This window comes from Kitasatospora sp. NPDC059146, from assembly GCF_042786665.1.
Taxonomy (GTDB): Bacteria; Actinomycetota; Actinomycetes; order Streptomycetales; family Streptomycetaceae; genus Kitasatospora.
The window spans coordinates 16,419-28,685 of record NZ_JBHZCY010000119.1 but is presented as its reverse complement, the minus strand read 5'-3'; the positions used below and the strand labels follow the sequence as shown (position 1 = coordinate 28,685).

Genomic DNA, 12,267 nt, shown 5'->3' with positions numbered 1-12,267 from the left:
GTGCTGAGGCGGGCAGCAAAAAGCAAATCCAGCTACTGCGGCATGGCCGAAGCGGCGACGCCATCGCCACGCCCCTGCGCAGGAAGTCGGCCAGACCGACTTCCTGCGCAGGAGATGGGAATGCTGTGGGTCAATCAAAGTTCCTTCGCCGTTCCGCCGCGATCGTGATCGCGGCGGAACGGGGTGCGATGCAGGGCGAACCGGGAACGGATGAGAAGGGCGGGCCCGCGGACCTCATGGAGGCCTGTGCCCTCAGTCCTGCGAAGTCGCGTGATCTCATTGCCCGAATCGAGAAGGACATCTGAGAGGAAGCGCCGTGACAGCTCTCAACTGGCAGAAGTCCAGCCACAGTTCCGAGTCGGTCAACTGCATCAACCTTGCCGAAGGCCCTGACCGCAGCATCAAGCTCCGTGAGAGCGATGACCCCGACGTCATCATCACCACAACGCCCGGCAAGCTCCGCGCCTTCCTGCGCGGTGTCAGGGCAGGAGAGTTCGACCATTTGACAGGGTGATTCGGCTCCGGACGCATCCGTCCGGAGCCGAGTAGCGGGTCATCGGACCATGTAGCGGTACACCGGGGCCCCTTCCCAGGCCGGGGGCTTGTCGCCCAGGTCCCTATAGCCGAGGGCTTCGTACATCTTCATCGCCGCCTGTGCTTCGGGCCGGACCGCAAGCGTCACACGCTCCACCCGGGCTCCTTCGAGTACCGCTGAGTGCAGTTCCCGGCCCAGCCCCCGACGGCGCTGCCCCGGAGCCACGGCGATTTCCCGGATCACGAACGTTCGGTGTCCGTCCTCGCGGGTGAAGCCCTTGTCCAAGCCGAGGCCGTTCCACCAACCGCTGTCCGGCTGGAGCAGGACGCCGAAAGCGAATCCGACCAACGCAGCACCCGAGCGCGCCAGCACCAGTCGGAAGCCGGGCATGGCCCGGAAGGCCTCGTAGCCCTCCAGGAACCCGGCCAGGTCGCGGGGCCCCTCGAAGTAGGGCGGCTCTGCGAACACCTGCTCGTACAGCGGCGCTATCTCGTCCAGCACTCGGGCAGCGGCATCCGGATCCGTAAAGGTCTCGAAGGCGGGTGTCTGCACGGTTCTCCTTCTAGGCGATCAGGTGGGCGGTGCTGGCAGCAGCCAGGGAGGGATTCAGGAGCTTCAGGTGGGAGTGCGCCTCCTCCATCGATGTACGGGCCCGGCCTGACGACACCTCGGTCAGCAGGACGGCCCCCGAGGTGAGTTCGTGGGCCGACTCCTCGGCCTCACCTGCTCGTGCGAGCGCCCCGGCGAGGCTGAACCGAACCAGTGCCTCGTTCCGCGCGTAGGTCGTCTCCTGGTGCTGGAGCGAGCGCCGCAGCCAGTCCACGGCTGCCTTGTGGTGCCCCGCCTCCGTGAAGAGGGATGCCTGCGCCAGCGCCAACTCCGCCGGCCCGTGGAACACCGCCCAGTCGGGTACCGGCCGCTCGTTGCGTTCTTGCTCGAAGGTGCGAGTCGCCTGCGCCAAAGTGGATCGGGCCCTGACAGGGTCGCCCGACATGGCGAGCGCGCGGGCCTCCCGGGTCATCAGGATGGACATCAATGAGGGAGGCGCCCACGACGCGGCCTTCGTCTGCGCTCCGCGAGCGAGGTCGAGCGCGGCAGCAGGATCGCGCTCTCGAAGACTCATCAGGGCCATGGACGCCATCACAACCACGGCGAGTGAGTTGTCCTGCAACTCCTCGGCTCGGGTGAGTGCGTGTTCCCAATGCGTCCGGGCCCGGGTGTTGTCGCCGGCGTCGAAGGCCAGCCACGCCACGTGTTCCGCAGTCTCCCCGGCTATCAGTCGGAGCTGACGGCCGATCGCACCCGGGTAGCTCCTGGTGGCGATCAGCCGTTCGACCCGAGCGAGGTGGGCTCGGGCGAGGGGGCCGACTGTCGCGCCGCCAAACCGGTCGTCCAGCCCGTACAAGGAGGCGAGCCCGGCGCGAAGGTCCATGACGGTCTCGGCCCCGATTCGCGGCGGCGTCAGCTTGGCGGACACGGCGGCACCGCCGGCCAGGGCGATGAAGGATCGGCGGTTCACGTCTTCTGACTCTTCTCGTGGCGTGGGTGGTGTTCCTGATCGACGGTGTGGCGGCACAGTGAATCCCGCCTGCTCCAACGGGATACCCAACATCGCTTCGAGAACCCGCTGGCGTGCCGGATGAGGGCATGGCGGTAGCGGCTGTCGCCAGCGGTGGTACTGGCGGCTGCTCACCTCTTCGTCCTCTCCGAGCTTGCGTGCTGTCGCGGCGTACACCCGTCTGAACCGGGCCGGGCTACTCCAGCCGAACTCTGTACACAGGCAGGTGAATTGTGTCTCCACATGGCAGACGGTAGCTCGCGGGTCGCTGACCGTGCAGAGGTCCACCAGCGAAAAAGTCCGTCGAAAAGTCCGTCGGTCAGCAGCCGTTGATCTCGCCGTGGCGGTCAACTTGTCCCTGCCCGTCGGAGTGACGGAGCGACTACTCGCTGATGTGCAGAGTTGGTTGCGCTTCGGGGATTGCCGGTTGCGCACGGCGACCTTCGAAAGCCCACCACCCCTGCGCTTCTCAGCGGGCGATACGGAAGGAGTGCACGGCATGCACGACAAGAACGGCACCAGCAGCGGGTCGGGCGACCACAACGGTGACAAGCCGAAGAGTGAGGGCGGAAGCTTCGTCACGGAGACGGAGGTCGAGTCCCTGACCCGCCGACTGGACCACTCGGTCCCGGACGGCGACTTCGCCCCGGTGGGTACTGAGGCCTGATCGCAGTTCCGAACTGATGCCGGTCGGTTGACGGCATGGGTGGGTCGGCGTGGGTGATCATCCGCGCCGACCCGCCGCCCGGCGTCGCACACACATCCCCAATCAAGGAGAGTCCGCAGTGAAGACCGCTATCGCCACCCGCGTCCCCGCCGGCTCCTTCTTCGACCTCGACCGGAAGGATCCGGTGCTGACCCGGCTCCGCGAGGAGGGGGCCGAATTGGCCCTTCCGTTCGCCCTGATGGAGCGCCTGGTGAGGTCGGGCACCCCTTACGCGGAACACGCCCGCTCGCTGCGCAGCGAACCCGTGACCGTGGCCGGAGTGACCTTCGACTGGTTCGACGCCGAGCTGCCCGAAGAGATCGCCGACGAGATCAACCTGGCGGACTACGGGATCGTCCAACACACCGACGAGCGTCGCGCGGTGCTGACCCAGGCCCTGGACCACCTGTCTCTGATCCACCCCGAAGGCTTCGCCCGCGTGCGCGAGTTCGTCCGAGGGCTGCTGTGGGTGGGCCTCAAGCCCGGCGTCCGCACCTCCTCGCTGACTAGCTCCAGCGACCCGGCGCTCCCGTACATCATCACGTTCTCCGACAAAGCATGCCGCCACATTCCGCCGAACACGGTCAGCGGGCAGCCGTCCCCCCACTTCTTGGCGGAGAACCTGCTGCACGAAGGCGTGCACCAGTCGATCAGCTTCCACGTCCTCCAGCGCCGGGTGTTCGCCGACGGGTACTCGTCCAAGACCTCTCCCAAGATCGAGATCAAGTGGCGGGCCGGGCAGGGAGAGGGCCGCAACCAGTACTGGGAGATCGACAGGGCCTTCCACGCGACCTGCGTGTACAACCAGCTGCTGCGGTTCCGCCGGACCGAACTGCGCCGCGACGACCTGACGCCCACCGAGCGGGCGAGCTTTCAGAGCGCCTACGACGAGGGCCTGCCGGCCGTCCGCTACCTCATGCGCGAACTCGAACTCCTGCGGGAGCACTTCTCCTCGCACGGGGTGGAGCTGCTGGCCGACCTGCGCCACCAGACCGATCAGTTGTAGTACCACACCGAGCAGAACCGAACGAGGGAAGTCTTGTGCTCCAGCACCTCATCGACCAGGACGACAACCTGCGGATGGTCCCCACCGACCGGAACGAGCTGACCACCGCCGTCGATCAACTCCATGCGGAGCTACGGGCCTTGCCCGAGGAGGACGACCCCGGGCGTGCGAGGGTCCTGACCAGGTGGATCGGCATCGGCCGGATGTGCCTGGGCCACCACGAGGAGGCCCGCGCGTTCCTCCGGCAGTCGATCGACCTGGCCGCAGCGATCGGCAACACCCGGGCCGTCGTCGCCACCGGGCTCAACCTCGGCGACGCGCACCGTTACGCCGGTGACGTGCAGACTGCGGACGCGCTCTACCTCAGCGCCCTGAACACCGCGCGAAGCCGGCACCCGGAGCTCGTTGACTTCGCCCTCCAGCACACCGGCAAGCACCTCATGGAGCGCGGCGACCTCATGGGCGCCCAGGCCCGTCTCCAAGAAGCGCTGCGGCTGCGGATCGCCAAGGAGGACGCCGGGCTGATCGAGTCCACGCAGGCCGCACTCGACCGGGTCGAGCTGTTGATCGGCCGGCCCGACGCATCGGCGGCAGGCGGTGCGGTGCCGCGCGAGTGGAGCGGTCAGTGGACCTCATGGCTCCAGTCCCGTACCACGGCCCGGACGCCGGCCCGGTGGGCAGAGGACTTCCCCGACCTCCGGGACGCTGTGCGTGGGCTCACCGCACAGCAGCGCGTGCACCCGTGCCACCTGCGGGATCAGTCGTTCCCCGCCGAGCTGATCGCCGCCATGGCGGAGGAGGCCGAGAAGGCTGTCGCGGCTGACGGATACCTCCACAACGGCAAGTGGAACGCGGCCGTCGGTGACGCCGCGACCCGCTTCGCCACACAGATCGATCTCGCCGCAGTCGTGGCACGGTCCACCGGTCTGGAGGTCGCGCAGCCGCACGCCGCCGTCTACATCGCCTACCTGGAGGAAGAGCAGTTCCTCGACTTCCACGTGGACGAGTCCGGCTTCGGTGAGGCCAACCTGATCCTCTGCCTCAAGCACGAGCGCCCCACCGGCCGGTCCAAGGTCAGCACTACCGTGTTCATCAAGGCCGACGGCTACCTCGAGTGCGATCTCGCCGCAGGTGACTGCGTCGTGTTCGACGGCGCGCTCACTCCTCATGGCCGAACGCCGCTCAGTGCCGGAGAGAGCGTCACCCTCATCAGCTTCGGGTTCCGCGCGCGCGATCAGGCTCCGCGCACGCTCCCTAACCTCCCGCCGGCCCCCAAGTAGGGAACGTACTCGGTCGATCCCAAGCCCCTTCCCGCCACCCGCCAGGGCGCTGAGGAACGGCCCCCGAGCAAAGTCCGCTACCACTTCACCCTCCCCGGCACCTGGTGACCAACTGGGCCGCCAACAGCGCGGCAAACCCGGCTACTTGCCGGCAGGCGTCGCGCAGCGCTTCCAGATCGTCGCGTGATGCGGTTGGGTGGCTACAGTCGTCGTCATGAGCGACTCCCAGGCCCCCGAGGTCGTGGCCCAGCCCCGTACCGCCGCCGGCGTGCTCTTCTTCGACGAGGACGACCGCGTCCTCCTCGTGAAGCCGACCTACAAGCCGGGCTGGGAGATCCCGGGCGGTTACCTGCACGCCGGTGAGACCCCGAGCGAGGGCGCGGCCCGCGAGGTCAAGGAAGAACTCGGCATCACCCCGCCGATCGGTCGCCTGCTCGTCGCCGACTGGGCACCCCACTCCACCGAGGGCGACAAGCTCCTCTTCGTCTTCGACGGTGGCGTCCTCTCCGCCGACGAGCTCGACAGCATCACCGTCGACCAGGTGGAGATCGGCGAGTACGCCTTCCACGCCACCGACCAGCTCGACGAAGTCCACATCCCGCGCCTCGCCCGCCGCGTCCATGCCGCGTGCACGGCGAGGGCGCGGTCCGCGACCGTCTATCTGGAGCACGGCGTGCCCTGCCCGTAGACCCGTGACCTCCCGCCCCGCGGGGAAGCGGAGAGCCCCGCCCCCATCGTGGTGGGGAGCGGGGCTCTGTGTACCGCCGAACCGTTACGGCTTGGTGAGCGTCGGGTCGTCCGTCGGGGGCTTCGGCTGGGGGATGGGCTCGGTGGCGCGGTAGCGGGGGGAGGTGGGGTCGGAGAGGGCGGAGGGCGGGGAGGGCTCCGCCGCGGTGATCGAGACGCCGGTGGCGACGGCGGCGGCCTCCTCCTTGACCTTGATCCCGGCCAGGTCGAAGGTCGTCTTGAGGCGCTGGCGCAGTGCCCGGGAGATCAGGGGGGCCTTGCCCGGGGCCGTGCGGGCCTCGATCCGGACCACCACCGAGTCGGCCGCCACCGACTCCACGCCGAGGATCGAGACCGGCGCCCAGACCAGTTCGTCGTACGGCGCCTCCTTGGACAGCGCCTCGGCGGTCTCCTGGATGAGGTCCTCGACCCGCTGGAGGTCCTCCTTGTACCCGACCTGCACGTCCACCGAGGCGGTCGCCCAGCCCTGGCTCATGTTGGCGATCCGCTTCACCTCGCCGTTGCGGATGTACCAGATCTCGCCGTTGGCCCCGCGCAGCTTGGTGACCCGCAGGCCGACCTCCAGCACGGTGCCGGTGGCCACCCCGGTGTCGATCTCGTCGCCGACGCCGTACTGGTCCTCCATGATCATGAAGACCCCGGAGAGGAAGTCCGTGACCAGGTTGCGGGCGCCGAAACCGATCGCCACACCGGCCACACCGGCGCTCGCCAGCAGCGGCGCCAGGTTCATCCCGAGCGCGGAGAGCACCATCAGCGCGGCCGTGCCCAGGATGGTGAAGGAGGCCAGGCTGCGCAGCACCGAGCCGATCGCCTCCGAGCGCTGCTGCCGCCGCTCCGGGTTGACCACCCCGTGGTTGGCCAGCAGCCCGCCGAACCGGCTCTCCTCCCGGTGCTGGTCGTGGCTGCGCGTCATCCGCGCTATCAGCTGGGTGACCAGTTTGTTCACCACGGCCCGCAGCACCAGGGCCAGCACGATGATGAGGACGATCCGGAGGCCGCCGGCCAGCCAGCTCTGCCAGTGGGTGTCGAACCAGCTGGCCGCCTGCTTGGTGGTGTCGGTGACCTCCTGCGCGCTGGTGGGGATGCGCAGGTCCGGCAGTTGCGGTGTGGTGGCGGAGGGGGCCGGCGTCGGGGTGGAGAGCGTCGAGGACGCGTCGGTCGGACCGGTGGCGCCGGAGCGGAACACGTGCGGGACCTACCTTCCTTGCTGGGGGCGTGACCCGGTCCCGCGCCGCACGAGCGGCCCGCGGACCGTGCGGGCCAGCCTATCCGGCACCGAACACCAGCCCGGACACACCGGTGGGCGTGCGGCCCGTCCCGGACGCCCCGTCAACGCCCCGGTGCGCTCCCCGGCCCGCGCGGCCCGCACCGCCCCGGCACCGTCCCCCCACCACCCCCGCACCACCGGTCCCACCACCCCCGAACGGCCGCGCCCCCGCCCGCCGTACGGCCCCCGGGGCTGCTCCGACCGGCTGAGCCGCACCTCCCCGGCGGTCCGCCGCGCCGGGCCCGGCGGCGCGGGGGTGCAAGTGGACCTTCCCCAGGGCATACCGGGTACTACGGGGTATGACGGAGCCCACACCCGGAGTTCACGTCAGGTCCGTTACACAGGAGTGGTGGCGCCGTACGAAGGCGTAAGGCGACACTGGGGGAGATCACGCACTCGTTGCGCGATCCAACCGCTCGTCCCGGCGCGAGCCACGCGCCGCAGGCGTCCAAGGAGGCATCCGTGCCGCATGTCCTGGTCCTCAACGCGTCCTACGAGCCACTCGGCGTCGTATCGATGCGCCGCGCACTCATCCTGGTCCTCAACCACAAGGCGGTCAGCCTGGAGGACTCGGGAGTCACTCTGCACAGCGCCACCAGCGCCCTTCCGGCGCCGTCCGTCGTCCGCCTGACCCGCTTCGTGCGGGTCCCGTTCTGCGGGCCCGTCCCGCTCACCCGCCGGGCGCTGTTCGCCCGGGACCACGGCCGCTGCGTCTACTGCGGGGCCGCCGCAACCAGCGTCGACCACGTCATCCCGCGCAGTCGGGGCGGCCAGCACCGGTGGGACAACGTGGTGGCGGCCTGCCGCCGCTGCAACCACACCAAGGCCGACCGCCACCTGACCGAGCTCGGCTGGCGGATGAAACGCCCGCCCGCACCGCCCAGCGGCCTCGCCTGGCGGATCATCGGCACCGGGATCAAGGACCCGCGCTGGCGGCCCTACCTGGAGCCGTACGGCGGCGGCGACCAACTGCGCGCCCCGCAGTGGGGCGAGTACGAGCACCACGACCATACGGAGCCGAACCACTCCGTCCCGATCGGCCGGGCGCACGTCGCCCACCCCGCCCCCGTCCGCCGCGGCGAGCAGCCCGAACCGCTCTCCGCCTGACCCCAGCACCACAAGGGCCCGCCCGTCACACCGTCGGTACGCGCCTCATGGGCCGCCGCGCCCCCCGCGAAGGGGAGCCCGGCGGCCCGCCGCGTTCACTGCTTGGGCGGCACCGCCGGCGTGCCGGGCTGCGTGCCGGGCTGCGTCCCCGGCTGGCCCGCCGGGGCCACCGGCGGGGTCGGCGGCTGCGGCGGAGCGGCCGGCGCCGTGACGGCGTAGAGCTCGATCCCGTACAGCGAGTAGCCGAACTTGGTGGCCCGCGCCACGCCCTGCATCCGTACGTACCGGACGTTCGAGGCGTCGAAGCGCACCGTCTCGTCCCCGCCCTTGCCGTTGTCGACCGTCGCGGCGTCCGTCCAGCTGCTGCCGTCCGAGGAGACCTGGATCTTGTACGAGGAGGCGTACGCGGACTGCCAGTGCAGCGTCGCCGCGCCCAGGTGGACGGCCTGCGGCAGCGCCAGCTGCACCCAGGCGTCGTCCTTGGCCGGCGAGGACCAGCGGGTCTTCGGGTCGCCGTCGGCGACCGCCGCGGCCGGGAAGTTCGGGGTCTCGTCGCCCGAGGAGGAGGCCTGGGAGCCGGGCGCCAGGTCCGGCCCGCCGGTCGGCGGCACCACGTGGACCTGCAGCACCTGCTTCACGGTGGTGCCGCCCGCCACGTAGGACACCGGCACCTGGTACGTCCCGGAGGGCGTGCCCGGTACGGCGGTGACCAGCAGCGGCACGCCCACCCGGCCGCCGCGCGGCACGGTGACCGGCCCGGCCGGGGTGACGGTGAGCCCCTTGGCGGCGGCCGGCACCTCGACCCGCAGTTCGCCGGTGGTGCCCTCGGGGCGGCCGGCCTCCACGGTGGCCTGGGTCCTGGCGGGCGCGGCCGCGCCGGTGACCACGTCCAGGGCCGGGTCGGCGAGGCTCAGCCGGGCCGCCGGGATGTCCGCGTACCAGGGGATGACCTGGTTGACCACCGGCGGGTCGCCGCCGGGCTTCCAGGTGATCCGGAACGCGTCGGCGACCTGCCCGCCGGCCGGCAGCTCGTTGTAGCCGGGCTGGATGACGCCGATGTCCGTCCAGCCGCCGTCGGCGCGGCGCACCGCGACGGTGGCGCTGGCGTGCACGGTGGGGTCGGTGAGCACGGTCAGCCGGTCCAGCGGGCGGGCCGCGCCGAGCTCGACGGTGAGCGGCTCGTCCTGCGCGGTGGGCGCCTTGGCGGCGCGGTACGCGGTGTCCGGGTTGCCGTCCAGGACGGCGGCGGCCGAGGAGCCGGGCAGCGCGGCGGGGCCGCCGGTGACGCTGGCCGGGGACTCGTCGGGGGCGGTGACGGTGAACTCGCGCACCGCGACGGCGGTCTTCTGGGCGGCGGTGGCCCGCAGCCGTACGGCCCGCACCACGGTGCCGGGCGGCAGCTGGGCGCTGACCGTCTTCTGGTTCTTCACCACGGCGAGCTGCTGCCAGCCGCCCGCGCCGGTGCTGTACTCCAGCACGCCGTCGCGGATGTAGTCGTCCACGGCGGTGCGGGCGTCGGAGCCGTTGCCCCAGCCGCCCATCAGCACGGTGACGCCGCTGATCGGCCGCCCGGCGCCGAGGTCGACGCCGACGGAGTCGCCGGGCTGCGGGGGAGCGGAGCTCCAGTAGAAGGTGTCGGCCTGGCCGTCGGTCATCAGCGCGGGCAGGTGGTCCTGTGCGGTGCCCATGCTGGTGGTGGGGGTGACCCCGCCGCTGACCACGCCCGACCAGTTGTCGGCGGCGCGCACGGCCCGGTCCAGGAAGGGCGCGAGCACCCCCGCGCCGATGGTCGCCGGGGCCTGGGCGAGCTGTGCGCGCAGCCGGTTGAGCTGCACCCGGGCCTTCCAGGCCGCCGCGCCGTCGCCGCCGTGCTGGGCCAGCAGCATGTCGAGGGCGGCCTGCCCGGCCAGCCCGTAGTCGCGCAGCGGGCCGAGCCAGGGGCCGGCCTCGGCGGCCAGCTGGGCGGTGGCGTCGGTGCCGGCCAGGGTCTGCCGGGCGCCGGCCATGGCGGTGAAGGCGTCCCGCAGCGGGCCCGCGGCCGCTATCAGCTTGGCGAGGTCCGGGGTGGCGCCGGAGGTGGGTTCGGCGTTGGCCCAGAACTGGTCGAGCAGCGGCTGGAGGTAGCCGGACTCCTGCTTGGCCAGCGGGGAGGAGGTGCTGTTGCCGGCCAGCGCCTGGACGGCGGCCAGGGCCGAGCCGGCGGGGGTGGCGTTGGCGCCGGTCGGCCCGGCCAGCGAGCGCACGGCCGCCTGCCAGGAGTCCTCGGGCTTGTAGCCGGTCGGGTTCCAGGCGAAGTCGCCGGCCGTGGCGAGGGCTATCCGGGAGGCCACCGGCTGCTGCATGGCGCCGGTCAGCAGCACCGCGGAGCGGGTCGCCACCTCGGGTTCGCGGCCGGTGTAGGCGCCGAGGAAGAGCCGGTCCGGGCTGGCGTCGTTGACCGGGTAGTTGTCCATGGTGACCAGCGGGTGCCCGTACAGGCTGCCGGTGTCGGAGGCCTGGGCGCCGGTGATCTTCTCCGGGATCGCCCCGCCGCCGCTCCAGGCGACCTGCACGCCGCCGGGCAGCGCGTCGGCCAGGGCCTTGCGGTAGGGCGTGGAGCCCTGCTTGTGGTACTCGGTGGGGACGATCGACAGCGGCGCCAGCCCCGGGTTCCTGGCGACCAGCCGGTCCTGGACCTTCTTGACCAGCGCGGCCTGCGCCTTGGCGGCGGCGGCCGGGCCGCGGCCGTACTCGTCCTGGTCGTCGTCGCAGTGCCACTCGTCGTAGCTGACGTCCAGGAACTGCAGCTGGAACGCGGTGAAGCCGAGCTTGCGCAGCCCGTCCAGCTTGGCGACCAGGGCGTCGACGTCCTTGCCGGAACTGAAGCAGAGGGACTGCCCGGGGTCGATCGCGTAGCCGAGGGTGACGTGGTTCTGCCGGGCCCGGTCGCCGAGTTCGCGCAGCTCGGACTGCTGGTCGGCGGGGTAGGCGTCGCGCCAGCGGCTGAGCCGGAACGGGTCGTCGCCCGGGGCGTAGAGGTAGAAGTTCTGCTTGGAGCGGCCCAGGAAGTCCACCTGGTCGAGCCGCTGCTGGGCGGTCCACGGGGTGCCGTAGAAGGCCTCCGCGGTGCCGCGCACCGGCGCGCCGCTGGGCCAGTCCCGCAGGGTGATGCCGGGCAGGCCGAGCCCGGCCGCGCCCGGCCCCTGGCCCTGACCCGCGGGTACGGCGGCGAGCAGCTGGCGCAGGCTCTGCGCGGCGTAGAAGGTGCCGGTCGGGTCGGCGCCCGCGAGCACCACCGCGCCGTACGTGCCGCCGCCCTGGGCGGGCAGCTGGCCGGCGGACAGCACGTAGCCGCCGGGCGGCATGCCCGCGGTGGACGGCGCGCCGCCGTCCTTGCCGCCGGCCGCGGCCGCGAGCTGGCGCAGCGTCCGGTCGGCCTCGCCCTCGGCGCCCTCGGCGGGCCCACCGATGTACACCACCAGCGAGCCGGCGGCGGGGGTGCCGCCGTCGGCCTGGGGGGTCAGCACGGTGGCCCCGGCGACGGTCAGCACCTCGCGGACGGCGTCCACCGCGCCCCGGTCCACCTTGGGCGCGGTCACCAGCGTCACGGCGGTCGGCACGGTGACGGCCCGTCCGGCCGCGGTCTGCTCCTGCGGGTGCGGGAACACCTGGGGGTTCGTCACGCTGCCCAGCGGCGTCTGGGGCGCGGTGCTCACCACGTCCGGCCCGGGGCCCGCCGCGTACGCCACCGAGGGCATCGGCCCGGCCAGCAGCCCGCCGACCACCGCCGCGGTCACCACCCCGGCCGCGATCTGCAGGGTCCGCCGCCCCGGCCGCCCGGCCGCGCGCTCCGCCCGCACCGACGCCAGCAGCGGCTCCGTCCCCTTGAGGTCGGCGATCAGCCGGTCGGCGGTCCGCGGCACCAGCTGACGGCACGTCCGCGCCGTCGCCCGCCGGGCCGCCAACGCCGTCGGATGGTCCAGCACCTCGCGCAGCACCGGACTCTGCTCCAACTGCTGACGCAGCCGCCGCCCGGCCACCACGGACACACGGGCTTGCACAGGGGCCTCCTCGCCAGGCCT

General features: G+C 71.9%; 11 protein-coding genes. 7 read left to right on the top strand and 4 right to left on the bottom strand.

The window, feature by feature from the left end:
- The coding region (locus tag ACFXPX_RS34635; protein ID WP_380644446.1) for a hypothetical protein at positions 1–305 on the top strand (305 nt) is incomplete at its 5' end.
- Positions 306–316: 11 nt separating this feature from the next.
- Entirely contained in the window at positions 317–514 is a 198-nt protein-coding gene (locus ACFXPX_RS34630; RefSeq protein WP_380593984.1) for a DUF397 domain-containing protein, read from the top strand.
- 39 nt (positions 515–553) lie between these two features.
- Here the strand turns inward: ACFXPX_RS34630 and ACFXPX_RS34625 are convergent, their stop codons facing one another.
- Positions 554–1,087: a GNAT family N-acetyltransferase gene (locus ACFXPX_RS34625; protein WP_380593986.1), complete on the bottom strand. Its 534-nt coding sequence runs from the start codon at positions 1,085–1,087 to the stop codon at positions 554–556.
- A gap of 10 nt (positions 1,088–1,097) precedes the next feature.
- Positions 1,098–2,054, bottom strand: a complete 957-nt coding sequence (locus ACFXPX_RS34620) for a hypothetical protein (protein WP_380593988.1) — start codon at positions 2,052–2,054, stop codon at positions 1,098–1,100.
- A 538-nt stretch (positions 2,055–2,592) separates the two neighbouring features.
- Here ACFXPX_RS34620 and ACFXPX_RS34615 point away from each other — a divergent pair.
- The 4 genes from ACFXPX_RS34615 to ACFXPX_RS34600 all read left to right on the top strand — a co-directional run bounded on the left by ACFXPX_RS34615 (position 2,593) and on the right by ACFXPX_RS34600 (position 5,773).
- Complete coding sequence (locus ACFXPX_RS34615; RefSeq protein ID WP_380593990.1) at positions 2,593–2,760, top strand: hypothetical protein; 168 nt, start codon at positions 2,593–2,595, stop codon at positions 2,758–2,760.
- A 118-nt stretch (positions 2,761–2,878) separates the two neighbouring features.
- The gene (locus ACFXPX_RS34610; RefSeq protein WP_380593992.1) at positions 2,879–3,805 is read left to right on the top strand and encodes a hypothetical protein; all 927 of its coding nucleotides are present in this window, start codon (positions 2,879–2,881) and stop codon (positions 3,803–3,805) included.
- 74 nt (positions 3,806–3,879) lie between these two features.
- A complete protein-coding gene (locus ACFXPX_RS34605) occupies positions 3,880–5,085 on the top strand; it encodes a hypothetical protein (protein ID WP_380593994.1) in 1,206 nt (401 codons plus the stop codon).
- A 214-nt stretch (positions 5,086–5,299) separates the two neighbouring features.
- Positions 5,300–5,773 carry an NUDIX domain-containing protein gene (locus ACFXPX_RS34600; protein ID WP_380523229.1) on the top strand — a complete coding sequence of 158 codons (474 nt, stop codon included), beginning with the start codon at positions 5,300–5,302 and terminating at the stop codon, positions 5,771–5,773.
- An 84-nt stretch (positions 5,774–5,857) separates the two neighbouring features.
- On the opposite strand, the gene ACFXPX_RS34595 is transcribed toward ACFXPX_RS34600, so the two are convergent.
- Positions 5,858–7,018 (bottom strand): mechanosensitive ion channel family protein, encoded by a 1,161-nt coding sequence (locus ACFXPX_RS34595; RefSeq protein WP_380407868.1) that lies wholly within the window; start codon positions 7,016–7,018, stop codon positions 5,858–5,860.
- A gap of 543 nt (positions 7,019–7,561) precedes the next feature.
- Here ACFXPX_RS34595 and ACFXPX_RS34590 point away from each other — a divergent pair.
- A complete protein-coding gene (locus ACFXPX_RS34590) occupies positions 7,562–8,206 on the top strand; it encodes an HNH endonuclease (RefSeq protein ID WP_375888265.1) in 645 nt (214 codons plus the stop codon).
- A 95-nt stretch (positions 8,207–8,301) separates the two neighbouring features.
- Here the strand turns inward: ACFXPX_RS34590 and ACFXPX_RS34585 are convergent, their stop codons facing one another.
- Positions 8,302–12,246, bottom strand: a complete 3,945-nt coding sequence (locus tag ACFXPX_RS34585) for a beta-N-acetylglucosaminidase domain-containing protein (RefSeq protein ID WP_380644445.1) — start codon at positions 12,244–12,246, stop codon at positions 8,302–8,304.
- Between the last annotated feature and the right edge of the window lie 21 nt (positions 12,247–12,267).

Bases quoted from the DNA above. Each gene is read 5' to 3' on its own strand.
- ACFXPX_RS34615 (WP_380593990.1), top strand. From the start codon at position 2,593: ATGCACGACAAGAACGGCACCAGCAGCGGGTCGGGCGACCACAACGGT.
- ACFXPX_RS34605 (WP_380593994.1), top strand. From the start codon at position 3,880: ATGGTCCCCACCGACCGGAACGAGCTGACCACCGCCGTCGATCAACTC.
- ACFXPX_RS34600 (WP_380523229.1), top strand. From the start codon at position 5,300: ATGAGCGACTCCCAGGCCCCCGAGGTCGTGGCCCAGCCCCGTACCGCC.